General features: G+C 51.6%; 24 protein-coding genes. 11 read left to right on the top strand and 13 right to left on the bottom strand.

The window, feature by feature from the left end; all coding sequences use genetic code 11:
- Position 1: 1 nt before the first annotated feature.
- Entirely contained in the window at positions 2–1,666 is a 1,665-nt protein-coding gene (locus A8F97_RS08980; protein ID WP_014699640.1) for an ATP-dependent endonuclease, read from the bottom strand.
- 233 nt (positions 1,667–1,899) lie between these two features.
- Between A8F97_RS08980 and A8F97_RS08985 the strand changes: the two genes are divergently transcribed.
- The 4 genes from A8F97_RS08985 (at position 1,900) to A8F97_RS09000 (ending at position 7,401) form a co-directional block, all read left to right on the top strand.
- Positions 1,900–2,799: a LysO family transporter gene (locus A8F97_RS08985; protein ID WP_033071359.1), complete on the top strand. Its 900-nt coding sequence runs from the start codon at positions 1,900–1,902 to the stop codon at positions 2,797–2,799.
- A 189-nt stretch (positions 2,800–2,988) separates the two neighbouring features.
- Complete coding sequence (gene hcp / locus A8F97_RS08990) at positions 2,989–4,641, top strand: hydroxylamine reductase (RefSeq protein WP_014699638.1); 1,653 nt, start codon at positions 2,989–2,991, stop codon at positions 4,639–4,641.
- Positions 4,642–4,780: 139 nt separating this feature from the next.
- Positions 4,781–5,806 carry an NADH oxidoreductase gene (gene hcr, locus A8F97_RS08995; protein WP_015730320.1) on the top strand — a complete coding sequence of 342 codons (1,026 nt, stop codon included), beginning with the start codon at positions 4,781–4,783 and terminating at the stop codon, positions 5,804–5,806.
- Between the two features lie 158 nt (positions 5,807–5,964).
- Entirely contained in the window at positions 5,965–7,401 is a 1,437-nt protein-coding gene (locus A8F97_RS09000; RefSeq protein WP_033071358.1) for a DUF2867 domain-containing protein, read from the top strand.
- Here the strand turns inward: A8F97_RS09000 and A8F97_RS09005 are convergent.
- Both A8F97_RS09005 and A8F97_RS09010 read right to left on the bottom strand, forming a co-directional pair.
- Positions 7,398–8,228 carry an N-acetylmuramoyl-L-alanine amidase gene (locus A8F97_RS09005; protein ID WP_014699635.1) on the bottom strand — a complete coding sequence of 277 codons (831 nt, stop codon included), beginning with the start codon at positions 8,226–8,228 and terminating at the stop codon, positions 7,398–7,400. The two genes, A8F97_RS09000 and A8F97_RS09005, sit on opposite strands and share 4 nt — an antisense overlap.
- A 54-nt stretch (positions 8,229–8,282) precedes the next feature.
- Entirely contained in the window at positions 8,283–8,606 is a 324-nt protein-coding gene (locus tag A8F97_RS09010) for a heavy metal-binding domain-containing protein (RefSeq protein WP_014699634.1), read from the bottom strand.
- Between the two features lie 200 nt (positions 8,607–8,806).
- Between A8F97_RS09010 and artP the strand changes: the two genes are divergently transcribed.
- From artP to artJ (A8F97_RS09035), 5 genes are all read left to right on the top strand, one after another.
- A complete protein-coding gene (gene artP / locus A8F97_RS09015; RefSeq protein ID WP_309136479.1) occupies positions 8,807–9,535 on the top strand; it encodes an arginine ABC transporter ATP-binding protein ArtP in 729 nt (242 codons plus the stop codon).
- A gap of 20 nt (positions 9,536–9,555) precedes the next feature.
- Positions 9,556–10,287: an arginine ABC transporter substrate-binding protein gene (gene artJ, locus A8F97_RS09020; protein ID WP_014699632.1), complete on the top strand. Its 732-nt coding sequence runs from the start codon at positions 9,556–9,558 to the stop codon at positions 10,285–10,287.
- An 11-nt stretch (positions 10,288–10,298) separates the two neighbouring features.
- On the top strand, positions 10,299–11,015 hold the full coding sequence (gene artQ, locus A8F97_RS09025) for an arginine ABC transporter permease ArtQ (RefSeq protein WP_014699631.1): 717 nt from the start codon (positions 10,299–10,301) through the stop codon (positions 11,013–11,015).
- Positions 11,015–11,683 (top strand): arginine ABC transporter permease ArtM, encoded by a 669-nt coding sequence (artM, locus tag A8F97_RS09030; protein WP_014699630.1) that lies wholly within the window; start codon positions 11,015–11,017, stop codon positions 11,681–11,683. The genes artQ and artM overlap by 1 nt, the downstream gene beginning before the upstream one ends.
- 331 nt (positions 11,684–12,014) lie before the next feature.
- Positions 12,015–12,746, top strand: coding sequence for an arginine ABC transporter substrate-binding protein (gene artJ / locus A8F97_RS09035; protein ID WP_025918957.1), 732 nt, complete (start codon positions 12,015–12,017; stop codon positions 12,744–12,746).
- Positions 12,747–13,207: 461 nt separating this feature from the next.
- On the opposite strand, the gene rlmC is transcribed toward artJ (A8F97_RS09035), so the two are convergent.
- The 9 genes from rlmC to nfsA all read right to left on the bottom strand — a co-directional run bounded on the left by rlmC (position 13,208) and on the right by nfsA (position 22,304).
- On the bottom strand, positions 13,208–14,335 hold the full coding sequence (rlmC, locus tag A8F97_RS09040; protein WP_033071356.1) for a 23S rRNA (uracil(747)-C(5))-methyltransferase RlmC: 1,128 nt from the start codon (positions 14,333–14,335) through the stop codon (positions 13,208–13,210).
- A gap of 125 nt (positions 14,336–14,460) precedes the next feature.
- The gene (locus A8F97_RS09045; RefSeq protein WP_014699627.1) at positions 14,461–14,913 is read right to left on the bottom strand and encodes a YbjO family protein; all 453 of its coding nucleotides are present in this window, start codon (positions 14,911–14,913) and stop codon (positions 14,461–14,463) included.
- 208 nt (positions 14,914–15,121) lie between these two features.
- Complete coding sequence (gene potI, locus A8F97_RS09050) at positions 15,122–15,967, bottom strand: putrescine ABC transporter permease PotI (protein WP_014699626.1); 846 nt, start codon at positions 15,965–15,967, stop codon at positions 15,122–15,124.
- Positions 15,964–16,938: a putrescine ABC transporter permease PotH gene (potH, locus tag A8F97_RS09055; protein WP_014699625.1), complete on the bottom strand. Its 975-nt coding sequence runs from the start codon at positions 16,936–16,938 to the stop codon at positions 15,964–15,966. Before potH ends, potI begins: the two co-directional genes overlap by 4 nt.
- Before the next feature lie 14 nt (positions 16,939–16,952).
- A complete protein-coding gene (gene potG / locus A8F97_RS09060) occupies positions 16,953–18,086 on the bottom strand; it encodes a putrescine ABC transporter ATP-binding subunit PotG (RefSeq protein ID WP_005967349.1) in 1,134 nt (377 codons plus the stop codon).
- 329 nt (positions 18,087–18,415) lie between these two features.
- Positions 18,416–19,525 (bottom strand): spermidine/putrescine ABC transporter substrate-binding protein PotF, encoded by a 1,110-nt coding sequence (potF, locus tag A8F97_RS09065; protein WP_014699624.1) that lies wholly within the window; start codon positions 19,523–19,525, stop codon positions 18,416–18,418.
- Between the two features lie 372 nt (positions 19,526–19,897).
- A complete protein-coding gene (locus tag A8F97_RS09070) occupies positions 19,898–20,377 on the bottom strand; it encodes a type III secretion system chaperone family protein (RefSeq protein ID WP_025918955.1) in 480 nt (159 codons plus the stop codon).
- 279 nt (positions 20,378–20,656) lie between these two features.
- The gene (rimK, locus tag A8F97_RS09075) at positions 20,657–21,568 is read right to left on the bottom strand and encodes a 30S ribosomal protein S6--L-glutamate ligase (RefSeq protein ID WP_014699622.1); all 912 of its coding nucleotides are present in this window, start codon (positions 21,566–21,568) and stop codon (positions 20,657–20,659) included.
- 16 nt (positions 21,569–21,584) lie between these two features.
- On the bottom strand, positions 21,585–22,304 hold the full coding sequence (gene nfsA / locus A8F97_RS09080; RefSeq protein ID WP_033071355.1) for an oxygen-insensitive NADPH nitroreductase: 720 nt from the start codon (positions 22,302–22,304) through the stop codon (positions 21,585–21,587).
- A gap of 240 nt (positions 22,305–22,544) precedes the next feature.
- Here nfsA and A8F97_RS09085 point away from each other — a divergent pair, with 240 nt between their 5' ends.
- Positions 22,545–22,811, top strand: a complete 267-nt coding sequence (locus tag A8F97_RS09085; RefSeq protein ID WP_005967344.1) for a GrxA family glutaredoxin — start codon at positions 22,545–22,547, stop codon at positions 22,809–22,811.
- A 75-nt stretch (positions 22,812–22,886) separates the two neighbouring features.
- Here the strand turns inward: A8F97_RS09085 and A8F97_RS09090 are convergent, their stop codons facing one another.
- Positions 22,887–23,258, bottom strand: coding sequence for an inner membrane protein YbjM (locus A8F97_RS09090; protein WP_015730311.1), 372 nt, complete (start codon positions 23,256–23,258; stop codon positions 22,887–22,889).
- A gap of 437 nt (positions 23,259–23,695) precedes the next feature.
- Here A8F97_RS09090 and A8F97_RS09095 point away from each other — a divergent pair, with 437 nt between their 5' ends.
- Entirely contained in the window at positions 23,696–25,384 is a 1,689-nt protein-coding gene (locus tag A8F97_RS09095) for an aspartate:alanine antiporter (protein WP_015730310.1), read from the top strand.
- The last annotated feature ends 20 nt before the right edge of the window (positions 25,385–25,404 follow it).

The raw sequence follows: 25,404 nt of genomic DNA on the forward strand, positions 1-25,404 counted from the left end.
ATTAATCTGCACGCCCACGAGCCAGCCACAGCACGCGAGAGAACATGCTACGAATGAGCGGAGGGATCGCATCGCTGCCCATGGCCGCCGCCTCCATCGCGACTTCAATCGCCAAATCAGGCTTGGATGAACGATGGATCGCCTTGATGATGATTTTATGCATCGACAGCGGTACTTTCTCCGGCAACTGTGCGATGCGGTGATAAACTTGGCTAAATCCCTCGCGATACATATAGTGCTCCATATCCGATGCTGGCAAGACGGTCAGATGATCGCGTTCACTCTCGTTCTGCGCAGATAGCAGGCTTCTTGCCGTCGCCGCATATTTTTTCCCTGCATCATCGCCATCGACCAGCACATGCCATTCAATTCCCATACGGTGTGCGAACCTCAACAATGGCCGGATACCTGACTGGGCAAACTCAATCACTTTCACCCCTTCCGCCTCAAAATGATGGCCGCACTGGCGTGCCAGTTCATTCAACATCCAGACTTCTGTCTCTCCTTCAACCAACAGCCAGCAACGGGCAAAAAGCGAAGCCGGTCGATTCAGGCGAATGTGAAAAGCGATACGTCGACTGTCCTCCGCGCTCATTCCCTGACGGCCAATACGATATGTCGCAACGCGTGAAGATTCCCGCACCAAACGACACACCTGTTCCATCGGCACCAACGACAGTAATTCCCCTGAGTTGGTCGTCGTCACTTTCTGGAGCGGCAGTTGCGTCAGGAGTCCCCAGGCAACGGACAGCATAATCGGGTGCAGCCGGGTTTCCGGGTCTTCAATCAGCAAGAGCGGACGCGCGTGCGGATCCAACGCTACGGAACCTTTCGCCTGTAACAGCGTGGAGAACAGTTCTAGCAGGATAATTCGGCGACTGCGGCTGTTGGGATCGGCAATCAGGCGGTTAATGTTGTCCAGCGATCGCCACGATTTACCATTGTGTGTTCGCGCATGACGATGATGACGGCGATCGTTACCCGTGGCGTTCTGCTCGGAAAAATAGTGCTCCAGCAGTTGCCGCATCGCCACCAAGCCTTGACGCAATTCTTTATCCGTCAATTTCTGCGGATTTTGCACCAACTCTCGCATCAGTTGCTCAAACTGCTGGGCCAGTTTTTCATTACTGTTATCTAACGTCGCCGCCAACGTCCCAGAACGCAAACGCCGCATAAAACGCGCATCGCGCAGCCGCAGTACTGGATGCAGGCGGACGATTTCTCTGGCCAGTTCATCAATATCATCTAGCGGTATCGGGTGCCCATTGGCGTCCAGAAAGCTGCGCCAGGTGAATACCGATTGGCTTTCATCCACCTCCCCCTCCAGCCGATAAAAAACGCGATATAGCGACGCGTCGCCTTCCACCCAAACGGGGCTCAGCGAACGATAACGAGGAGAGAGATGATGACCGGGAGCGGTTTCACAAAAAGTGAAAATAACCTGAAGGTGTTTTTCCCGACTGTTTTCATCCCCCGGGGTGAAGTGAAAGTCCTGCATATCAAAATGGTAAAGCGGCAATGTGGGTGCCAGCAGCAGCGAAAGCGCATCCAACAGACTGGATTTCCCCCAGGCGTTCTCACCAATCAGCACATTATTCTCGTCCAGTATCAGTGACAGACGATTGATTCCCCGAAATCCCAGGATTTCAATACTTTCCAGATGCATCCTTCTCTCCTGTAGCGACTGCCTGCGGTTTTCTGCTGTCAGGATGGCCATTGTGTAGAACATCCTGCCAAACAGCGCTTTACTCACTCCGATAATTTGTTTAATTTTAATAGATTATCGTATTTCTTCCCGCCAAGTGTAGCCGATGAATCCCATGTCTGACGGCGGCAACCCCGGCAACCTTAACATACGGGTTAACACCGTTTTTCTCGCGTAAGGACATCAATTCTGTGATGTATTCAGGATTATTAATTATTTTATTGCCGCTCATCATTGGCTATCTGGTGCCGCTGCGTGCCAAAAAAGCATTACAGTTGGTTAACCAATTACTGGGTTGGATGGTGTACGTTATTCTGTTTTTGATGGGAATGAGCCTGGCCTTTCTGGAAGACCTCAGCAGCAATTTATTACTGATCTTTCGCTACGCCGCCGTCTTCGCATTTTGCATTCTCGTAGCAAACGGCATTGCACTGTGGCTGTGGGAAAAACGTAGCGTATGGCACAGCAAATTTAAAAACGCCGCCCCGCTTTCCCGCCTGCATATGATCCTTGAATCGTTCACTCTCTGCGGCGTGGTCTTCGGTGGATTTTTGCTGGGATTAACACAATGGTCAGGATTCACTTACGCCAGCCAAGGCAGCGAATACGCGCTGATTTTTCTGCTATTTCTGGTCGGTATTCAATTGCGTAACAGCGGGATGACGCTGCGTCAGATCGTATTAAACCGTCGCGGGTTGGTCATTGCGCTCATCGTCGGAATCAGCGCACTCGGCGGCGGCCTGCTTGCCGCGTGGATGCTGGGACTTCCGCTGAAAACCGGTCTGGCGATGGCATCCGGCTATGGGTGGTATTCGCTATCAGGTATTCTGCTGACCGACGCCCTCGGGCCTGTCATCGGCAGCGCGGCGTTTTTCAACGACCTGATTCGCGAACTGCTGGCCATTATGCTGGTTCCGGCATTGGCGCAGTGCAACCGCTCATGTGCATTAGGCCTTTGCGGCGCGACGTCGATGGATTTCACGTTGCCCGTATTGCAGCGCAGCGCGGGTGTCGATATCGTACCGGCTGCCATCGTGCACGGTTTTTTATTAAGCCTCGCAGCCCCCATATTGATGGCATTCTTTACCTCCTAAGCGCTCTCGCATCATCGTTTTCCTCCTCGTTTATCGGCTGTGATTGAGAGTGATTTTCATTGCCCATCGCCAAACTTGCGCTAAATCAAATTTACCTAAAGTTGCAGTAAAAAAGCCTTTTTACCTGCCTCGGCTGACACTATGCTTTAAACAAGCATTTTAAATGCAACTTAAAAAAAGGAAGTCATTATGTTTTGTGTGCAATGTGAACAAACGATTCGTACCCCTGTTGGAAACGGCTGCTCTTACGCGCAGGGCATGTGCGGTAAAACCGCAGAAACCTCCGACCTGCAAGACCTGTTGGTCGCTGTGTTGCAAGGGCTTTCTGCCTGGGCGCTGAAAGCACGCGAGCTGGATATTATCGATCATGATGTCGACAGTTTTGCGCCACGCGCCTTCTTCTCTACGTTGACCAACGTTAATTTCGATTCCCAACGTATTATTGGCTACGCACAGGAAGCCATCACGCTGCGTGAATCGCTGGCAGTTCGCTGCCGCCTACACGACGCAACGGTGACCGTTGATCACCCAATGGCGGCACTGCAACTCGCTGGCAACGATATTCCGACCTTACTGCAACAGGCAGAAGACTTTGCGCTGGATAGCGATAAAGCCAGCATCGGTGATGACGTTCACGGCTTACGCATGCTGAACCTCTACGGCCTGAAAGGGGCAGCAGCCTATATGGAGCACGCCCACGTTCTTGGTCAGTATGACAACGCACTCTATGCCGAATATCATGCTTTCATGGCGTGGTTGGGCACACACCCAGCCGATGTCGATACCCTGCTGAACAACGCAATGGGCATCGGTAAAATGAACTTCAACGTCATGGCAATCCTCGACCGTGGCGAAACCGATGCTTACGGCCACCCACAGCCGACCTCTGTTAACGTGCGCCCGATTGCCGGCAAAGCCATTCTGATTTCAGGTCATGACCTGAAAGACCTGCGTATGCTGCTGGAGCAAACCGAAGGCACTGGCGTGAATATTTATACGCACGGCGAGATGCTGCCTGCACACGGTTACCCAGAGCTGAAAAAATTCAAGCATCTGGCAGGCAACTACGGCAGCGGCTGGCAGAACCAACAGACTGAGTTTGCCAAATTCCCTGGCGCGATCGTCATGACATCTAACTGCATTATCGATCCTAACGTAGGCAACTACGGCGATCGTATCTGGACGCGCAGCATCGTCGGCTGGCCGGGCGTGAACCATTTGGAAGGCGACGATTTCAGCCCGGTGATCAAACAGGCACAAGGTCTGGCTGGCTTCCCGTACAGCGAAATTGAGCACATGATCACCGTCGGCTTTGGTCGTGAAACCTTACTGAGCGCCGCCGATACCGTGATCGACCTGGTTGCACAGAAAAAACTGCGCCACGTCTTCCTCGTTGGTGGATGTGATGGCAGCCGTGAAGAGCGTAGTTACTTCACCGACTTTACGCTGAACGTTCCACAAGACTGCCTGATCATGACACTGGCATGCGGTAAATACCGTTTCAACAAACTGGACTTCGGTACGCTGGAAGGCCTGCCACGTCTGCTGGATGTCGGCCAATGTAACGATGCCTACGCGGCCATTATTCTAGCCGTCAAACTGGCGGAAAAACTGGGCTGCGGCGTCAACGACCTGCCGCTGAGTCTGGTACTGTCGTGGTTTGAACAGAAAGCCATTGTCATCCTGCTAACCCTGCTGTCTCTCGGCGTGAAGAACATTTACACCGGGCCAACTGCACCGGGCTTCCTGACGGACAATCTGCTTGCCATTCTGAACGACAAATTCGGTATGCGGGCGATTACCACCGTTGAACAAGACATGAACACCATTCTGGCCGCTTGATGAATCAACGCGGACGGAGGAGCGCGTTCCTCGTCACGCGGCGTGAGGTATCAGCACTGATGCCTCACGCTAAGCCCACCGTCTTATGGGCCGCTATCTTTACACGCTTCACCGTATCCGTTTGTTATGGAGATTGACTATGACGATGCCAGTACCACACGCTGGGCCGACACCGCTTTGTTCTAACCGCATGCAGGTGCACTCGATTACCCAGGAAACGCCGGATGTCTGGACGATATCACTGGTTAATCATGATTTTTATCCGTATCAACCGGGTCAGTATGCACTCGTCAGCATCGCTAACAGCGAGGAGACGTTACGCGCTTATACGATCTCTTCTTCGCCGGGCCTCAGCCGTTTCATTACCTTGACGGTGAGAAGATTGGATGACGGCGTCGGTTCCCGCTGGCTGACTCAAACGCTAAAAGTCGGTGATTATCTGTGGCTGTCCGATGCTCAGGGCGAATTTACCTGCGCCAACGCAGTCAGCGATCGTTACCTGATGGCCGCAGCAGGCTGCGGCGTCACACCGATTATGTCGATGTGCCGCTGGCTGCTGGCAAACAAACCGCAAACCGATATCCACGTTATCTTCAACGTGCGCAACCCGCAGCAGGTGATTTTTGCCAACGAATGGCAAGATCTGGTGCAGCGTTACCCGCAGCAACTGCATCTTACATTGATGGCAGAATTTGACGCGGCACCCGGTTTCCTCGCCGGACGCGTCAGCGGCGATCTACTTGTCGAACGCGTGCCGGATATCACCAGCCGCACCGTGATGACCTGTGGCCCCGCGCCGTACATGAACCAGATTGAAACCCTGAGTCAACAGCTTGGCGTAGCGTCAAACCGCATCTTTAAAGAGCAGTTCCGCCCGGCAGATGAAATCGTAGATGAGGATGCCGATCAGCTCACGCTGACCATCAGTCGTCCGCTGAAGAATCTGCGTGTGCCAGTGGGCATCAGCCTGCTAGCCGCGCTGGAGGCCAATAAGGTGCAGGTTCTTGCCGCTTGCCGTGCCGGTGTTTGCGGGAGCTGTAAAACCCGCGTGCTGTCCGGCAATTACACCACCAGCAGTACTATGACGCTAACACCAGCCGAGATCGAACAAGGTTATGTTTTGGCCTGTAGTTGCCAGTTGCAAGGCGACACCGTTCTGGCCTGATACCCTCCTCGTTTTACCCCCTTCTGCCTGATAGCACCTGCTATCGGGCAGGTAGGTCATGTTAAATATCCCCCTGTTGTCACACACTTTTCCTCACTTTCTTCTTTTTCCCCGTTATAGTAAGCCATGGTTATATTTTGCTATGGAGCCACTGCCGCATGACATCCCCATCAGCCCCGATCCTGATCCTGGGCGCAACTGGCTACATTGGCCGCCATTTAACCGAGCGATTGAGCAAACAGGGCAAACGAGTGATTGCTGCCGGTCGGAATACCGAGTCCCTCTCCTCACGGAACTGGCCAGGCGTCGACTGTCAACAGGTTGACCTCACCAAGCCAGAAAGCCTGCCTGATGGTCTGTGGGGCGCAGAGACGCTCTATTATCTAGTGCACAGCATGGGCGACGGCGCAGATTTCGTCGCCAGAGAGCGCATGGCTGCCATGAATCTGCTGCTGGCGCTGGCCTCCAGCAGCGTAAAACAGATTATCTATCTGGGCTCGCTTCAGGCGAAGGATGACACCTCACCGCACATGTTGGCGCGCCAGATCACCGGTGATGTATTACGCAGTAGCGGCATTCCTGTCACGGAGCTACGCGCAGGCATTATTATCGGTGTCGGGTCGGCAGCGTTCGAAATCATGCGCGATATGGTCTACAACCTGCCAGTGCTGACGCCGCCGCGCTGGGTACGCTCTAAATCATCGCCGATTGCGCTGGAAAACCTGCTGGTTTATCTGATCGATATCGTGCATCACCCGGCGACAGAGAATCGCATCATGGATGCCGCAGGCCCCGAATACATCAGCTATCAAACCATGTTCGAGCGCTTCATTCAGATCAGTGGCAAACGCAGATTGCTGATCCCCGTTCCCATGCCAACGCATCTGGTGTCTGTCTGGTTCTTGCATCTGGTGACATCGGTTCCCCCATCCATCGCCCGCGCCTTGATTCAAGGGTTAAAACACGATTTACAGGCCGATGGCCACGCACTACAGGCGTTGATTCCACAAAAACTGATGAGCTTTGATGACGCCGTGCGCCTCACGCTACAAAGCGAAATGGAGAGCGTACAGCAGGCCGACTGGGGCGATGACACCGAAGTCCGCGCACGCTGGAAACCGAATTACGGTTTTTACCCCAAACAGGCGGGCCATACGCTTGAGACGTCCGCATCCAGTCAGGCACTCTGGCGGATCATCCAGCAGGTCGGTGGCAAGGAAGGCTATTTTTACGCGAATACGCTGTGGAATATTCGGGCCCGACTGGACGATCTTTGTGGCAACGGCGTGACTTACGGACGCCCCGATCGCCCGACGCTGGAAGTCGGCGACAAGATTGACGGCTGGAAGGTTATCTCGATCAAGCCACAGCGTCAGTTGATACTGTTATTCGGCATGAAAGCACCGGGGCTGGGTAAACTCAATTTTACTATCACGGATAAAGGTACTCATCGAACAGTGGATGTTCGCGCCCGCTGGCATCCCTCTGGGTTTAACGGGCTGGTCTACTGGTTTTTGATGATGCCCGCTCACCTGTTTATCTTCCGTGGCATGGCGGCGCGTATTGCAAAACTGGCGGAGAAAGATGCGGTTTAGCGGCTGCCGTATTTTTCCAGCAATGCATCAGCGATCGCTTCGCTCTGCGCATCTGGCTGACCTTGATAGTTATCAGGTCGGAAATGCATTTGGAAAGCGGCGATCACCTGTCGCTTCTCACGCGCCGTCATCGTTTCCGGCACCGAATAACCATAGCGCCCCAGCTTTTCCAGCAAAATAGCTTCATCCACCGGTTGCATCGGCGGTCGTCCATTTAAATAGAAAGTGACACGATGCACATCCGGCCAGGCCCCCACGCCCGCTTGCGCTAGCATCTGCCAGGGAAAAAGCGGCCCAGGGTCTTGTTTCCGCTGTGGCGCAATATCACTGTGCGCCACCACGTTCTGCGGCGCAATCTGGTAACGTTCGACAATATCGTGGGCGAGCGCGGTTACGAGCTGAATCTGCGAAGCGGTGAACGGCGCCCACGTATAGCCTGTCAGCGTGCGCTGATAACCTGCGTTTTCGATCTCAATACCGATAGAAGAATGATTCAACCGGCTAAACCCGCGCCAGCTACTGGCTCCCGCATGCCAGGCAGCCTGAGATTCAGGCACCAATTGCCACGCAAGCGGCTTGCCGTGCTGCAACGGCGGGTGTGCGGGGATAAGATAATGGGCGCTGACGTGCTCATCAGTCAGAATATTCAGCGAAGTGGCAAAATCTTCTGCCGTGTAGTGAATCACCAAAAAACGGATACGGGACTCCTGAGCCCGCGACTGCAATGCGGTCTCCAGTACATAATTATTCTGTTCCTGCAACGAGGAAGGGAGTGATTGGCATCCCGCCAACAGCCCCAACACGATGCAACTCGCCCATTTCAACATTGTGATTTCACCATTGTGTTTATTTTTCGCCACCTCGCGTTATCCTTTCACCTGCTAGCGGCGAACCTTCACTGCCGTACCGCTGACCGTCACCATCAACATGCTGCTATCCTTCCCAACAGTTTCATAGTCGAGATCAATACCCACAATCGCATTTGCGCCTAAATCCTCGGCTTGTTCCTGCAACTCTTTGAACGCAATCTGCCTTGCCTTACGCAACTCTTTCTCATAGGCACCGGAACGGCCACCGACGACATCACGAATACTGGCGAAAAAGTCACGAAAGATGTTCGCCCCCAGAATGGCCTCGCCAGTCACGACGCCACAATATTCAGTAATCGTGAAACCTTCCAGATTCGGGGTAGTGGATAATTGCATGTTGTCTCCTTTATTACTGCATATCAGTACGGCTCTGCGAAACCCGCAATGGGAAACCGTGCCACCAAGCCGTAAGCCATTATTTTGTGCTATTATTTAACCAATAAATCGCTTATTGGCAAATTTTAACCCACGGTGATTGCATAACTATTCTGCCAACGTTAACATTCGCCGCATCAATGTCTATTCAATTCTTACGCATGAGTATTCAACTAAACGGCATTAACTGTTTCTACGGCACATACCAGGCGCTATTTGATATCACCCTAGAGTGTCCTGCGGGTGAGACGCTGGTTCTTCTCGGTCCTAGCGGAGCGGGCAAAAGCTCGTTGATACGCGTTCTTAATCTGTTGGAGATGCCACGCTCTGGCACGCTTTCTATCGCCGGTAATCAGTTTGATTTTCAGCACACGCCGTCCGACGGTGCGATCCGTGAATTGCGTCAGAACGTCGGCATGGTGTTCCAGCAATATAATTTATGGCCACATCTGACCGTGGTGCAGAACCTGATTGAAGCCCCCTGCCGCGTGCTGGGGCTGAGTAAAGAAGAAGCCAAAGCGCGAGCAGACAAACTGCTGACGCGCCTGCGCCTTAATGACTTTGCCGATCGCTTTCCTCTTCATCTTTCTGGCGGACAGCAGCAGCGTGTCGCGATTGCGCGCGCACTGATGATGGAACCTCAGGTTCTGTTATTTGATGAACCCACTGCCGCTTTGGATCCAGAAATTACCGCGCAGGTCGTCAACATCATCCGTGAATTGACGCAAACCGGTATTACGCAGGTGATCGTGACCCACGAAGTCGAATTTGCTCGTAAGACGGCCAGTCGAGTCGTTTATATGGAAAATGGCCGCATCGTTGAACAAGGGGATGCAACGCACTTTACGCAGCCGCAGACGCCTGAATTCGCTGGTTATTTGTCACATTGATTACTATCAGGAAAATGATAATGAAAAAATTGATTGTCGCAGCCTTATTCGCCGCTGGTGCTGTCTCCGCTAACGCCGCAGACACTATTCGTTTTGCAACCGAAGCGTCCTACCCTCCGTTCGAGTTTGTCGATGCCAATAACCAGATTCAGGGTTTTGATATCGATCTGGCTAATGCACTGTGCAAAGAAATGCAGGCAAACTGCACGTTCAGCAATCAGGCTTTCGACAGCCTGATTCCAGGCCTCAAGTTCCGTCGTTTTGAAGCCGTTATCGCAGGGATGGATATTACCCCTGAACGTCAGCAGCAAGTGTCATTCTCTCAGCCTTACTATGATAATGCCGCCCTGTTTATCGCTCAGAAAGGGAAAGTTGCCGATGTCGCGGCGCTGACAGGCAAGCGCGTTGGCGTGCAAAATGGCACAACCCACCAGAAATACCTGATGGAAAAACACAGCGACATTAAAACTGTGCCTTACGATAGCTACCAGAATGCAGTACTGGATCTGAAAAATGGCCGTCTGGACGCAGTATTCGGTGACACTGCCGTGGTTAACGAATGGCTGAAGCAGAACGATACGCTGGCCTCCGTCGGTGAAAGCGTGACGGATAAAGGTTACTTCGGTATCGGCCTGGGTATCGCCGTGCGTCAGAATAACGATGAGCTGCTGAAAAAATTCAACGATGCGCTCAACAAAATCAAGCAGGATGGGACTTACGAGACCATCTACAAAAAATGGTTTCAGCAGTAATCTGACACTCAATGATTGAATTTCAACCTCTTGCAAGCGCCGCCGGGATGACCGTCGGCCTTGCCGTTTGTGCACTGGTGCTCGGTCTTGTGCTGGCGATGCTGTTTGCCGTTTGGGAAACCGTACGCTGGAAAGCCGTTAGCTGGACGGGCACAGCGGTAGTCACATTATTGCGCGGCCTGCCCGAAATTCTGGTGGTGCTGTTTATCTATTTCGGTTCTTCCCAACTGCTGATGATGCTGGCGGATGGCTTTACCCTGAACCTTTTGATTGTGCAGATTCCGGTAAAGCTGGATATCGGCATGTTTGAGATCAGCCCATTTCTGTGTGGCGTGATTGCGCTGGCGTTGCTGTATGCGGCCTACGCATCCCAAACGCTACGCGGTGCGCTAAAAGCGGTACCACAAGGACAATGGGAATCGGGTCAGGCACTGGGGCTTAGTAAAGCCGCGATCTTTTTCCGTTTGATCATGCCGCAGATGTGGCGTCACGCCCTGCCGGGATTAGGTAATCAGTGGCTGGTATTGCTGAAAGATACCGCTCTGGTTTCGCTGATTAGCGTTAACGATCTGATGCTGCAAACCAAAAGCATTGCTACACGAACGCAGGAACCCTTTACCTGGTACGTCGTCGCAGCGGCTATCTATTTGGTGATTACGCTGTTAAGTCAGTATGTGCTGAAACGCATTGACCTACACACCACGCGTTTTGAGCGGAGACCGTCCTGATGCTCGCTTATTTACCTGAGCTATTAAAAGGCCTGCATACCAGCCTGACGTTAACCGCCGTCTCCATTGTCGTCGCGTTGGTGTTATCACTGCTGCTGACCGTCGTGCTGACGCTCAAAACCCCTGTCGTATCGCTGTTGGCAAAGGTCTACATTACGCTGTTTACCGGTACGCCGCTGCTGGTACAAATTTTCCTGATTTACTACGGCCCAGGGCAATTTACCGCTATTCAGCAAATTCCCTGGCTGTGGAACCTACTTTCACAGCCGTGGCTGTGCGCGATGGTGGCGCTGGCGCTCAATAGTGCCGCTTATACTACGCAACTGTTCTATGGGGCGGTAAAAGCCATTCCCGCCGGACAGTGGCAATCCTGCGCAGCCTTGGGAATGGATCAGAAGCAGACATTACGTATTTTACTGCCGTTCGCATTTAAACGTGCGCTGTCTTCTTATTCAAATGAAGTCGTTCTGGTATTTAAGAGTACATCGCTGGCTTATACCATCACACTGATGGAAGTCATGGGTTACAGCCAACTGATGTATGGCCGCACATATGATGTGATGGTGTTTGGCGCAGCCGGAATTATCTACCTTTGTGTCAATGGGTTACTGACATTATTGATGCGCTGGGTTGAACGCCGCTCACTGGCATTCGAACGTCGTAACTGACCCTTACCCTCTTCAAAAGCAGGCTTTAATAGCCTGCTTTTTTATGGCGTGCTGATGTAAAGACATGCAATAAATCGATTTAATAATCATTTTAATTGCATATAAATTCAATAAATGGCATGGTAATTACCATAACGCCGGAATCCTTCCGCGCAACTATATACCCTAAATAATTCGAGTTTCAGGACAAAACGTTAGCGTTTTGAACAGCGCTTGCGCTGACCCCGAAGGGGTGAGGCCAGGACGGGCCGAGTATGTAAGCGCAACCAACGCACATGCAACTTGAAATATGATGGGTATACACTATAAGAAAAACCGACAGGAGTAGGTAATGAAAAAATTAGTGCTCGCCACGTTACTGGCAGGAATCGCCTTCAGCGCCACCGCCGCAGACACCATCCGTTTTGCGTCATCAGCCACCTATCCCCCCTTTGAGTCACTGGATGCCAGCAACGAAATTGTCGGTTTCGATATGGACTTGGCGAAAGCGCTGTGCAAGCAAATGCAAGCCACCTGTACGTTCACCAATCAGGCGTTTGACAGCCTAATCCCTGCGCTGAAATTCCGTCGCTATGACGCGGTGATTTCCGGTATGGATATCACGCCGGAGCGCAGCAAGCAGGTCACTTTCACCCAGCCTTACTATGCCAACTCTGCCGTGGTTATCGCGCAAAAAGGAAAATTCAGCGACTTTGCCGCGATGAAAGGCAAACGTATTGGTATGGAAAACGGTACAACGCACCAGAAATACATGCACGATAAGCACCCAGAAGTGCAGACTGTCTCTTATGACAGCTACCAAAACGCGGTACTGGATCTGAAAAATGGCCGTATCGACGGCGTATTCGGCGATACCGCCGTCGTCAACGAGTGGATTAAGACGAGCCCTGAGTTAACGACGGTGGGCGAACACGTGACTGACGCCGAATACTTCGGCACTGGATTGGGCATCGCTGTTCGTCCCGATGACAAGGCGCTGCTGGAGAAACTGAATAACGCGTTGGACGCAATCAAAGCGGACGGCACGTACAAAACCATCAATGACAAATGGTTCCCGCAATAAGGTTCGATCTGCGCGGTGTAGTATCATATGAAATCATGCATATAACGCCGCTTTTTGTCGTCCGGGCGTAAAAATTGCGCTGAGGTGATCGTTACCGTCGAGTGAGCGGCAGGACGCCGCGAAAGACAGTGCCGCGTCGGACAAAAACGTCAGAGACGTTTTTGAACAGCACTTGTGCTGGCCCGAAGGGTGAGCCCCATTATTTATGGGGCGAGTAAACACGTCACTGGCGGCTCGAAAAGCGGGAACGATCGCCGAAGGCACCGCGCAGCGGCGCAATTCACGCCAAAAGCCAATGGTCAAGGAGCTGCGGCAATTGAGCGCTCCTTGTCGGGCGTGTGATGAAATCATAGAAAGGCACCAGAATTGACACGCCCGAAACTTTCATACTGTCGAACATGGATACAACAACGTAGTAAATTGCCACCAAGATATTTTTTATTACATATAGTTATCGCTCATCAAGCACGCTTCAGTAACGTCAGCACCTCATAGTGCGCCGTGTGCGGGAACATATCGAACAACTGTACGCGCAACGCGCGGTAATTCGCCAGTTCCGTCATGTCTTTTGCCATGCTTTCCGCGTTACAACTGGAATAGAGAATGTAGTCCGGTGCCATCCGGCTCAGGTAGGCGCACAGTTCGCTGCCGATACCACGGCGCGGCGGGTTAACCAGCACCAGCTCAGGTATTTCCGCTTTAGCCGTCGCGAACTGCGTGGAATCCAACGCCTGGAACTCCACTTGCTTCAGCCCTAACTGTTCCGCAGAGCGACGAGCGCAGGCTATCGCCTCGGCGCTGATTTCAATGCCAGTTAAACGCATCTCGGGTGATGCACAGTGCAGACCAAAACCCCCTACTCCGCAAAACAGATCCCACATACTGGTAATATTCAACTCAGCGACCCAGTCACGTGCCGTCGCATACAGAGTAGCCGCTACCTGCGGGTTCGTCTGGAAAAAGCTTTGCGGACGAATATATAGCGGCACCTGATTAAACTGTTCGGCCAGCGCGGCAGCGTCACTCAGGATAATCTCCGTTTTCCCTTCCATAATCGCCTGATGCACTGGCTGGATATTGACGGATATCACCTCAAGCTGGGGTAACTGCTGCTGTAGCCAGGGCAATGCGGCACGTAGCTGTGCCAGCTTGGTTTCCGAGCGTAAGACGAAGCGTAGCATGAACGTACCGCGCTGCGTACTTTCCGTCAGCAGCAGGTATTTCAGTTCTCCACGTCGGCGCGCCACGTTATAAGGCGTCAGCCCCGCACGGGCAATGAAGGCTTTAAGCACGTCGAAAGCAGGCAAGAAACTGGACGGATAAAGCGGGCAATCACAGAGATCCACTGCGGTTCCATCACGGTGTAACATCCCCAACAGCGGGCGCTCCACGCTACCACTCACCACCATTTTGGCTTTATTACGAAATGCAGACTGCACAGAAGGCTGCACGGGTAGCCAGCGCTGTACGGCATGTGATTGTAACAAGCCTTCAAGGTGCTGCTGCTTATCAGACAATTGCTGTGGGTAGGCTTTTTCCAGCCATTGGCAGGAACGACAGGTTCCCGTGCTGTAGCGGGCACAATGCATAGACAATCTAACTATAAGAAGAAATACAGAATGGAAGGATTATACCACCCTGACGGCATCACCCTGCGACCTTTTCGTTCTCTTATGGGCGACGCCAGCAGCCGACTGGCTCAGGAGAGACATCTCTATTTCTGGCGCAGGAAAAATCGCTTACTGCGTCGTGGCAGAAACAGTAAAGCCATCACCAGAAGATCCGGGATCTTTTGTAGCAGGAGTTGATGTAGCACAGCAGCGTTATTTTCCCCTGAAATATGGAATATCGCTGGCATAAATTCGCTCAGGGATGCGAGAAGCAGATAGCACACCACCAGCCCCTGACAGGCGACATAACCCCATCGTCCCCAGTTCGCACCGGCCAAAACGGCAAAGCCACAGCGAATTTCAACGCCGACGATAACGAGCGCTAACAATACTACCAGCGTCGAATCCCAGGCCTCCGAGGTGCTGCCAATCCAGCCGCTTAAATCACTTAGGCCTAACTCCCATACCAACAACACAATCCCCAAAAGACGGGTAGCAATAATCGCAATCCCCGCTACCATCACTGGCACCGGGGCATAAACTTTGCGTTGCGTCATTTCCTTCTTCGTATACAGAATTTCAACGATCTCCCTTCATGCGGCCATTGAACGGCCAAAAATACAGCACCAATATAAACGTCGATGCCAATATAAAACGTGGTACGGATGTAAAACGTGATAGCCATATAAAACAACAACGCCCCCATCCTCTGGCGGCGTTGCTGGAAATTTTCGCTAGGCTAGCAAATTATGGAGTGAAATCGAATCAGCCACGTCTCGCTTTTTGCATATCACGATAACGCTGCTTCTCCGCTCTTGCCATAAACCACCAGGCGATAAATCCAATAATACCAACGACTAACAATATCAGAGAAGCCAATGCGTTAATTTGTGGATTAACGCCCATTCTTACGCTGGAGAACACCAGCATAGGCAACGTTGTCGAACCCGGCCCCGCCACGAAGCTGGAGATAACCAGATCGTCCAGCGACAGCGTAAACGCCAGCAGCCAGCCGGAAAGCAGCGCAGGAGCAATCATCGGCACCGTGATAATGAAGAAGACTTTGAGCGGGTTCGCACCCAAATCCATCGCGGCTTCTTCGATCGAGCGATCCAGTTCCCGCAGGCGCGCGCTGATCACCACGGTGACATACGCGGTACAGAACGTCACATGCGCCAGCCAGATAGTGAACATCCCCCTTTCCGCTGGCCACCCAATCGCATGGCCTAAGGCAACAAAGAGCAATAGCAGCGACAGACCAGTAATCACATCCGGCATCACCAGCGGTGCCGTCAGCATAAACGCAAAACCATTAGCCCCACGGAAACGACCAAAACGCACCATCACGACAGAGGCGATAGTCCCAAGGATCACAGCCATTGTTGCCGAAGCGGCAGCAATCGTCAGGCTCAAGAGCACTGCACTGATCATCGCCGTATTGTGAAACAGCTCGATATACCAGCGCGTCGACCACCCAGCCCATACGGTAACCAGCTTGGAGCTGTTGAACGAATAGATCACCAGCATCAGCATCGGCGCATAGAGGAAGGTAAAGCACAGCACTAAAATCACAATACGCCACGGCGAGCGAACAACAGGTAAATTATTCACGCGTCACCCTCCGCGGTTTTGCTCTGATGTTTATGGAACCAGATAATCGGCATAATCAACAAAAACAGCATGACGATCGCGACAGCGGATGCCACCGGCCAATCGCGGTTATTGAAGAATTCCTGCCACAGAATACGGCCAATCATGATGCTATCTGGACCACCGAGCAGTTCGGGAATCACGTATTCTCCCACCGACGGGATGAACACCAGCATCGATCCTGCAATAATTCCGCCTTTCGTTAGCGGGACGATCACGCTGAAAAAGGTTCTCAGTGGCCTAGCGCCCAGATCTAATGACGCTTCCACGAGTGAGTAGTCCAGCCGCGTCAGCGCGGTATAGATAGGCAACACCATAAACGGCAAATAGGAATACACAACGCCAATGTAAACTGCCAGATTGGTGTGCAAAATAACCAACGGTTCATCAATCACACCCAGCCACAGTAGGAAGTTATTCAGGATACCCAGGATACCGTTACTTTTCAGAATCCCCATCCAAGCGTAGACGCGGATCAGAAATGACGTCCATGACGGCAGAATAACCAGTAATAGCAGGATATTACGCGTTGAAGGTTTACTGTGCGCGACAGCCCAGGCCAATGGATAACCAATAAACAGGCAGCACAGCGTTGATACAGCCGCAACCTGAAGCGATTGCATATAGGCATCGAAATACAGCGGATCGTCCAACAAGTGCAGGTAATTCCCAAGATTCAGGGAAATATCCAGCCTGCCATCCATCCAGGAAACCAGATCGGTATAAGGCGGAATTGCACGCGCCATCTCTGCGAAACTGATTTTGAACACGATCAGGAACGGCAACATAAACAGCAGCAACAGCCACACATACGGCAGCGCGATAACCAGCTTGCGCCCGTGTTTTTGACGCCAACGCGCCATCAGCACACGCAGCCAGAGTTTAGCCTTGCCCGGTGGTTCCGCCGTGTGGCGTTCGGGAAATAAAGTCATGACATTCTTCCTCGTTACACCGTCAGAACCACACAGCTATCCGCATCCCAACACAGCCGAACCTCATCTCCCCAGGTCGGTGTACCTTTGCGATAGCGGTAGGCATTTTGTAACTGTGCGCTGATAGTTTGCCCACTGTTGAGCCTGACGTGGTAAATCGACAAATCGCCCAGATAAGCGATGTGCACAACTTCGCCCACCGCGAAATTACAGCCGTCAGCCGGAACCTCTTCGCACAGCATGATTTTTTCAGGGCGCAACGCGATGTAAACCGGAACGCCATCCACTACCGAGACATCCGAATCCACCTTCAGCGGATGCACCAATCCAGGACTTTTGATGATCAGTGCCTCGTCCTGACGCTCCTGCAATATCCCTTCAAACATATTGACCGAGCCGATAAATTCCGCACTGAAACGTGTATTCGGGTGCTCATAAATCTCTTCGGGCTCGCCAATCTGTACGAACTTACCGCGATTCATGATGGCAATACGCCCTGCCATGGTCATGGCTTCTTCCTGATCGTGCGTCACCATCACACAGGTCGCCCCTACGCGTTCCAGAATATCGACTACTTCAAGCTGCATGCGGTCGCGCAGTTTCTTGTCCAGCGCCCCCATCGGTTCATCCAGCAACAGCAGTTTTGGACGCTTCGCCAGACTACGTGCCAGCGCAACACGTTGGCGCTGACCGCCGGAAAGTTGATGTGGTTTACGATTGGCAAACTCCTGCATATGCACCAGCGACAGCATCTCTTCGACACGATCTTTGATTTCAGCACGCGGTAGCTTGTCCTGTTTCAAACCAAACGCAATATTCTTTTCCACCGTCATGTGTGGGAATAGCGCATAAGACTGGAACATCATATTGATGGGACGCTGGTAAGGCGGCACCAATGACAAATCCTGACCATCCAGAAAAATCTGCCCCTGCGTAGGGAGCTCAAAACCGGCCAACATACGCAACAGCGTGGATTTCCCACAGCCAGATGCGCCCAGCAGAGCAAAAATTTCGCCTTTATAAATCGTCAGGCTGACATCATCGACAGCGGCCTGACCATCGAACGACTTCGTCAGGTTACGCACTTCCAGCAGCGGCGTAGCCGCTTTTTGAGGTTTTGATTGAGGGCGTGGGATCGCGTCATTCACTTCGCATTGCTCTCCGGCAAAAGCAGAACAAGTCACACCGCTGACGCCGCGATTAGGCGTTTTTGCGTCTAGCCGTGTGACACAATATAGAGCGCGAACAGGCGGTATCTCCGCCTGTTCTTTGCCACATTAATACTCGTCATACTTCAAGTTGCATGTGCGTTGGCTTCTCTTAAATACTCGGCCCATCGTGGGCCTCGCTTGCTGCCTGCCTGAAACTTGAATTATTTAGAGTATTTTATACCCATCCATTCTTTGGTTGCCGAAAGCAGCAATCATCAAGCTCTTGGGTAACTATTCGGATCCAAAAAGCAGTCAGACCCAAAAGGCTATTTGCCGCTCTTAACCTTGGTCCATGCACGAGTACGTGTACGGTCGATCTGAGGAGATTGCACCTTGAGCGTAAACATTTTGGCACGCACATCCGCAGGCGGGTAGACACCTGGGTTGTTACGAATTTCTTCGTTCACCAAAGGCAAGGATGCCAGGTTACCGCTGGCGTAATAGGTGTGATTACTGATCTCAGCCATCACTTCCGGCTTCATCAGGTAATCCAGAAACGCATAGGCTTCATCCAGATTTTTAGCATCTTTCGGGATAGCGAGGACATCAAAGAATGCCAACGCCCCTTCCTTCGGAATACTGTATTGGATATTGACGCCGTTCTTCGCTTCTTTCGCACGATTCCCTGCCTGCATGATATCGCCAGCCCAGCCAACAGCAACGCAGATGTCGCCGTTCGCCAGATCGTTGATATATTGCGACGAATGGAAATAACGAATGCTCGGACGCAGTTTCAGCAGCAGATCGGTCGCTGATGTGCTGTAATCACCCGGTTTGGTGCTATTCGGATCTTTACCCTGATAGTTTAATACGGTGGCGAAGATCTCCTCCGGCGCATCCAGGAAAGAAACCCCGCAGCTTTTCAGCTTTTCCAGATTCTCTGGCTTCAGCACCAGATCCCAGCTATCAACAGGCGCATCGGCACCCAGCGCCGCTTTGACTTTCTCGACGTTATAGCCAATACCCGTGGTCGCCCACAGGTAAGGTAAAGCATATTTGTTATCGGGATCGTGCTGAGCAATCAACTTCATCAGCTCAGGGTCCAAATTTTTGTAATTCGGTAGCTTACTTTTGTCTAATGGCTGAAAAACTCCCGCTGAGAGCTGGCGCTCAAGGAAACTGGCAGAAGGCACCACCAGATCAAAACCCGTGCTGCCCGCCATAAGCTTGCCTTCCAACACTTCGTTGGAGTCAAACACGTCATAGACGACCTTAATACCGGTTTCTTTCTGGAAATTGGCTAACGTGTTTGGTGCGATATAGTCGGACCAGTTATAAACATGCAGCGTTTTCTCTTCCGCAGATGCGGTGACGGACGCGGCCATCAGCAAGCCGGTAACAACACCCGATAGCCATTTTTTACGTTGGGTGAACATCCGTTCCTTCCTCCATTCAAGGGGGTGATTCATGGGAGTGTATATGTATCGTTCCGATACAAACTATAGCCTGCCGCGCTATCAAACCGGTGAATGAATATGCACCGATTTTTATTCGCTCAGACACAGACATAGCCCTGATTCGACAGTCTGTCGCTTACAGGAATAAAGCATAACCCCACAACATCATGCACACCATACTCGAACGTAAAAAATGGGTTTTAACGATTATTTATTCACATTTTATCGATGTGATGAGGGCGTTTAGCGAAAAACAAAGAGAAATGTCTGGCAATAATGTGAAATAGCCAGAATAAATGGCGGTGAAAGGAAAATAAGTAAAACCAATTGCTGCCGTTGGCAGCAACCGTATCAATGCAAATGTGAGGTCGTAACTCTGGCAGCAGAGCCCTCTTCTTCTTCGCCGATAAACAGCAGATTATTAGCGCTAGCCTCAAGGATCACCATTGAGATTTGTTCTTCTGATTGCTGCATAAAATGTCTGAATTGTTCCAATGCCATACCTGCGGCAACGCTAACCGACTGGCAAACAATCAGCTTCGGCAGGTTATCGTCCTGAACGTCGATAAACGCCTTGACGGTCAAAGAGCTGGCGTTGATTTGGCTTAGATCGCCAACCAAAGGGATAAGTGCGCTGGGCTTCACTTCGGCAAGTGCGGAAAACAAGATCACGTTGTCCACCAGATCAACTTTCGCATCGAACACGCCATCAAAATTTTGCATATGAGGAAGATGAAGTGCCTGACAGGAATCACACTCGAAATACAGTATGTTTAGTTGATCCAGCCACCGCCGTAGCATAGCCAAATCCGGGACGATGAGTGAATCCATCATGTTTGCCTCATACTTGCCACCGTAAAGACAGCATTGTTGAAAAGAGAACATCACTCGCGCAGAAGCGATGTTAAAACAGAAACAGTCTCAAAACAGAAACCATCTTAAAAACGGCACATAGCTTACGGAATATTGTGCAACGATGCCATGATAAAAGCGCACCACGACCCGTTTTCCTCGTTCCGCCGCACGGCGGAACGCAATCGTGACCGCTGCCAATGCCCACGCACCAATGGAAAGCGCCGTATTTTACGGCGCAGTCTCGGTTTCAGAAAGCTAACTTTTATTTATTGTTGTCGATGTTGCGACACGCCTCTGAGTATTTTGCTCAATAAACTCAATCATCATGCCAGCAATATCGAACCCAGTCGTCGTTTCAATCCCTTCCAGCCCAGGCGAAGCATTCACTTCCATTACCAGTGGCCCGCGTTCTGCGCGTAAAATATCGACCCCCGCTACATCCAACCCCAGCGTTTTCGTCGCCTTGATAGCAATCGCACGCTCCTGCGCGGTAATTTTCACGTTATTCGCCGACCCGCCGCGATGCAGGTTTGAACGAAACTCCCCCGCTTTCGCCTGCCGTTCTATCGCCGCAACCACCCGATTACCGATCACAAGGCAGCGGATATCTTTACCCTGCGCTTCACTCACGTATTCCTGCACCAGAATATGTGCATTCAGCCCGCGAAAGGCGTCAATTACACTTTCCGCCGCCTGACGCGTCTCCGCCAATACCACGCCAATCCCCTGCGTACCCTCGACCAGCTTTACGACCAGTGGTGCACCACCCACCATCGCGATCAGATCGCCAGTATCATCCGGCGAATGAGCAAATCCGGTAATCGGCAGGCCAATCCCTTCGCGGGCAAGCAATTGTAGTGAATGAAGTTTGTCACGGGCGCGAATCACCGCAACAGAATTATTCAGCGGGTAACTCCCCAGCATTTCAAACTGGCGCAATACCGCCGTGCCATAAAATGTAATCTGTGAACCAATACGCGGAATAATCGCATCGTATTTATCCAGCCGGCGTCCACGGTAATGCACCGACGGTGCCGCCGGATTAATATTCATATAGCAGGAAAGCGGATCGATAATCTCAACGCTATGCTTACGCGCCTCAGCGGCTTCACGCAGGCGTTTGCAGGAATATAACGCTCCATCACGAGACAGAATGGCTATCTTCATAAATATCCTACCGATACTAGCGTATCGCCCATCCTTGTTGATGTAAGTAGTCCAGCATGAATGGGCGTAACTCTTTTTTCAGCGTCAGTTCAACGTGTTCACTCCAGCTTTCACGACGGCGACCGGTGCGCTGCAGGTAATATTCCACCATTTGCTTATCGTATTGTGCCAACACATCGCGATCGAGCGGCTGATAAGCATTCTCATGCAGCATCATGGCTGTTGGCATGCGCGGTTTCAGCAACGGTTCGGCATCCGGGTGCCCCAGACACAAGCCAAACAGCGGTATCACCTGCGTCGGCAATTGCAGTAACTGCGTCACGTCAGCAATGCGATTGCGGATCCCACCGATAAAAACGCCACCGAGCCCTAGCGATTCAGCAGCGACCAGTGCATTCTGCGCCATAATAGCGGTATCGACACAGCCAATCAGCAATTGCTCGGCCAGCCCGGCTTCTGCCTGTGGGAAGATCTCCACATGCCGATGAAAATCGGCACAGAAGACCCAAAACTCCGCGGCCTGAGCCACATAACCTTGCTCGCCAGTATAGTGAACCAGCTTTTCGCGCACGACAGGGTCGGTAATGCGGATAATCGTACTGCATTGTAAAAAGCTGGAGCTGGACGCGCTCTGTGCGGAAGTAATGATGGCGTGGCGTTGTTCATCCGTCACGGTCTGAGACGTAAACGCACGAATAGAACGGTGGCGTTGTAGCAAATCAATGGTCGGTGTCACACTGGTATCCTTGGGTCGGTAAAGTACATCTATTTGGTTCGTTGGGTGTAACCTAATAGATTGAACAAATCGTTGTAACAGGCAATGACTACTTTTTTTCATCGATGATTGCGGGCATAGTAGCGCCATTCACAGTATCCTCATTAACCGTAACACTTTTGGCCGTGACCTTATGTATAAGCAGCGTCACGCTATGCGTTTCCAGAATGAGAACATTTTTTATTTTACAAAGGAGTTTACATGTTCGCTGTAATTTTCGGGCGCCCAGCTTGCCCTTATTGTGTACGTGCGAAAGAACTGGCAGAGAAACTGACCGAACAACGTGATGACTTCAGCTTCCGCTATGTAGACATCCACGCAGAAGGCATCTCAAAAGAAGATTTATCCAAGACGGTAGGCAAGCCGGTTGAAACCGTACCGCAGATTTTCCTGGATGAAAAACATATTGGCGGCTGCACCGATTTTGAAGCCTATGCCAAAGAACACCTGTCCCTGTTCCAGTCATAATCATCAGACTGACCGGACAAGAGCGCGGCGAATGTCCGCGCTTTTTTATTTTATGGGATCGTCTACAATCCCTACTCAACGAAGATAACGTCGATATAGGCTACGCAAACACAGTGCGCCCAGTGAACCCAATACGCACCAAAAGGCCGCACTCATCACATAAGCCAGTTCTTGCCAGAAAGAACGCATCGGCGTATTCCACAGGTGAAGTACCAATAAGCACACGGGCATCGCCGCCAGTGCACCAAACAGCGGGTAAAGCAAGCGGCCACGTGCAGAAAGAAGACAGGCAACCATACCCGGCAGCAGGAAGAGCAGCATACCCGGACTACCGCGCAATCCGTCGTTCACCGCGACATCCGATACGTCAATTTTTTGACTGAGAAACACTATGGTGAATAATAGAAAACAGCAGATCGCGCTGATCCAACCTTTATTTCGTGTCATAAACCGCCCCTATCAATATGCCTCCCAACCTGCATCAACCCGATACCAAGAACATGCGGTATGGTAAAAATGATTGGTATACCCGTCATACTTCAAATTGCATGTGCGTTGGTTGCCTGAAACTCGAATTATTTAGGGTGTATCTATTCCCCGATATGAAAAACATGAGGCTTCGCTACGATTTATTCGACGCTCAGGTTGCTCGCAGAAAAAGACGATAACCCGCCGTATTTCATCAACAGCGACACCACAATCATTAAATTAAACAATAATTACACTGAACAATTTTTATCGGATAAATTATACTTGGTGAGGCTGATTCCTTTCAGCAGACGTGTATTGCATACCGTCACGGGAATTCATGTATTTCATGGCTAAATCTAGCCGCTATAATGAATAACATCAAGAACTTACTGGTAAACAACAAGTTACACTCCATGAATATAAACGTCGCTGATTTGTTAAACGGTAATTACATCCTGCTTTTATTCGTGGTTCTTTCATTAGGACTCTGTCTAGGGAAGTTGCGCTTCGGCCCAGTACAACTCGGTAATTCTATTGGCGTTTTAGTGGTTTCTTTATTACTCGGGCAACAACATTTCTCGATTAATACCGAAGCGCTGAGTCTCGGTTTTATGTTATTTATTTTTTGTGTCGGAGTGGAAGCCGGGCCGAATTTCTTTTCCATTTTCTTCCGCGACGGAAAAAATTATTTCATGCTGGCGCTGGTGATGGTCGGCAGCGCCATGTTACTGGCATTAGGCTTAGGCAAACTCTTCGGCTGGGGAATCGGCCTGACAGCAGGGATGCTGGCCGGCTCCATGACATCAACGCCAGTATTGGTCGGTGCGGGTGACACGTTGCGCAATACCGCCAGTCTGGGTGGTCAACTCGGTGTTGAACAAGATCACTTAAGCCTAGGCTATGCGCTAACGTATCTGGTTGGGCTGGTCAGTCTCATTTTTGGTGCACGCTATCTACCTAAACTCCAGCATCAGGATCTCCCGACCAGTGCGCAGCAAATTGCACGCGAGCGCGGGCTGGATGTAGACAGCCAAAGAAAAGTGTATTTGCCAGTCATTCGCGCCTATCGCGTCGGGCCAGAACTGGTTGACTGGGCGGCGGGCAAAAATTTGCGCGAACTGGGGATCTATCGTCAGACCGGTTGCTACATCGAGCGCATTCGACGCAACGGAATCCTGGCAAACCCCGACGGTGATGCCGTCTTGCAAATCAGCGACGAGATCGCGCTGGTCGGTTACCCCGATGCACACTCTCGTCTGAACTCCAATTTCCGCGATGGTAAGGAGGTTTTCGACCGCGATTTGCTGGACATGCGCATCGTGACGGAAGAGGTCGTCGTCAAGAATCACAATGCCGTCGGCAAGCGCCTGAGCCAGTTGAAGCTGACCGATCACGGCTGTTTCCTTAACCGTATCGTCCGCAGCCAGATCGAAATGCCGATCGACGATAACGTCGTGCTGAATAAAGGTGATGTCTTGCAGGTCAGCGGTGACGCCCGCCGGGTGAAAAGTATTGCCGACAGAATCGGCTTTATTTCTATCCACAGTCAGGTCACCGATCTCTTGGCCTTCTGCGCTTTTTTCGTTATCGGCGTGATGGTCGGGCTGATCACCATCCAATTCAGCAATTTCACATTCGGCATCGGTAACGCTGCCGGGTTGCTTTTCGCGGGTATTATGTTGGGGTTCCTGCGCGCCAACCACCCTACCTTTGGCTATATTCCGCAGGGTGCCCTCAATATGGTCAAAGAATTTGGCTTGATGGTCTTTATGGCGGGGGTTGGTCTAAGCGCCGGTAGCACCATCAACAGCAGCCTGGGAGAAGTCGGCATCCAGATGCTGGCTTCAGGGCTGATTGTCAGCCTGGTGCCGGTGGTAATTTGTTTTCTGTTCGGCGCGTATGTACTGAAAATGAACCGTGCGCTGCTGTTTGGTGCCATGATGGGCGCTCGCACCTGCGCGCCAGCCATGGAGATCATCAGCGATACGGCACGCAGTAATATTCCTGCGCTCGGCTATGCGGGTACCTATGCCATCGCTAACGTGCTACTCACATTAGCAGGCTCACTTATCGTGGTTATCTGGCCTGAATTACCCGGCTAAAAACAGGTAAAAAATTGTGA

It is taken from the genome of Pectobacterium parmentieri, assembly GCF_001742145.1.
Classification (GTDB): Bacteria; Pseudomonadota; Gammaproteobacteria; order Enterobacterales; family Enterobacteriaceae; genus Pectobacterium; species Pectobacterium parmentieri.

Excerpts from the sequence above, each read along its gene's own strand:
- A8F97_RS09090 (WP_015730311.1), bottom strand. The coding sequence starts at position 23,258 with ATGACACGAAATAAAGGTTGGATCAGCGCGATCTGCTGTTTTCTATTA.
- A8F97_RS08980 (WP_014699640.1), bottom strand. The coding sequence starts at position 1,666 with ATGCATCTGGAAAGTATTGAAATCCTGGGATTTCGGGGAATCAATCGT.
- artQ (WP_014699631.1), top strand. The coding sequence starts at position 10,299 with ATGATTGAATTTCAACCTCTTGCAAGCGCCGCCGGGATGACCGTCGGC.
- potH (WP_014699625.1), bottom strand. The coding sequence starts at position 16,938 with ATGACTTTATTTCCCGAACGCCACACGGCGGAACCACCGGGCAAGGCT.
- A8F97_RS09005 (WP_014699635.1), bottom strand. The coding sequence starts at position 8,228 with ATGTTGAAATGGGCGAGTTGCATCGTGTTGGGGCTGTTGGCGGGATGC.
- artJ (WP_014699632.1), top strand. The coding sequence starts at position 9,556 with ATGAAAAAATTGATTGTCGCAGCCTTATTCGCCGCTGGTGCTGTCTCC.
- hcr (WP_015730320.1), top strand. The coding sequence starts at position 4,781 with ATGACGATGCCAGTACCACACGCTGGGCCGACACCGCTTTGTTCTAAC.
- A8F97_RS09000 (WP_033071358.1), top strand. The coding sequence starts at position 5,965 with ATGACATCCCCATCAGCCCCGATCCTGATCCTGGGCGCAACTGGCTAC.
- rlmC (WP_033071356.1), bottom strand. The coding sequence starts at position 14,335 with ATGCATTGTGCCCGCTACAGCACGGGAACCTGTCGTTCCTGCCAATGG.
- A8F97_RS08985 (WP_033071359.1), top strand. The coding sequence starts at position 1,900 with ATGTATTCAGGATTATTAATTATTTTATTGCCGCTCATCATTGGCTAT.
- artM (WP_014699630.1), top strand. The coding sequence starts at position 11,015 with ATGCTCGCTTATTTACCTGAGCTATTAAAAGGCCTGCATACCAGCCTG.
- A8F97_RS09010 (WP_014699634.1), bottom strand. The coding sequence starts at position 8,606 with ATGCAATTATCCACTACCCCGAATCTGGAAGGTTTCACGATTACTGAA.
- A8F97_RS09085 (WP_005967344.1), top strand. The coding sequence starts at position 22,545 with ATGTTCGCTGTAATTTTCGGGCGCCCAGCTTGCCCTTATTGTGTACGT.
- artP (WP_309136479.1), top strand. The coding sequence starts at position 8,807 with ATGAGTATTCAACTAAACGGCATTAACTGTTTCTACGGCACATACCAG.
- potF (WP_014699624.1), bottom strand. The coding sequence starts at position 19,525 with ATGTTCACCCAACGTAAAAAATGGCTATCGGGTGTTGTTACCGGCTTG.
- artJ (WP_025918957.1), top strand. The coding sequence starts at position 12,015 with ATGAAAAAATTAGTGCTCGCCACGTTACTGGCAGGAATCGCCTTCAGC.
- A8F97_RS09070 (WP_025918955.1), bottom strand. The coding sequence starts at position 20,377 with ATGGATTCACTCATCGTCCCGGATTTGGCTATGCTACGGCGGTGGCTG.
- A8F97_RS09045 (WP_014699627.1), bottom strand. The coding sequence starts at position 14,913 with ATGACGCAACGCAAAGTTTATGCCCCGGTGCCAGTGATGGTAGCGGGG.
- A8F97_RS09095 (WP_015730310.1), top strand. The coding sequence starts at position 23,696 with ATGAATATAAACGTCGCTGATTTGTTAAACGGTAATTACATCCTGCTT.
- hcp (WP_014699638.1), top strand. The coding sequence starts at position 2,989 with ATGTTTTGTGTGCAATGTGAACAAACGATTCGTACCCCTGTTGGAAAC.
- rimK (WP_014699622.1), bottom strand. The coding sequence starts at position 21,568 with ATGAAGATAGCCATTCTGTCTCGTGATGGAGCGTTATATTCCTGCAAA.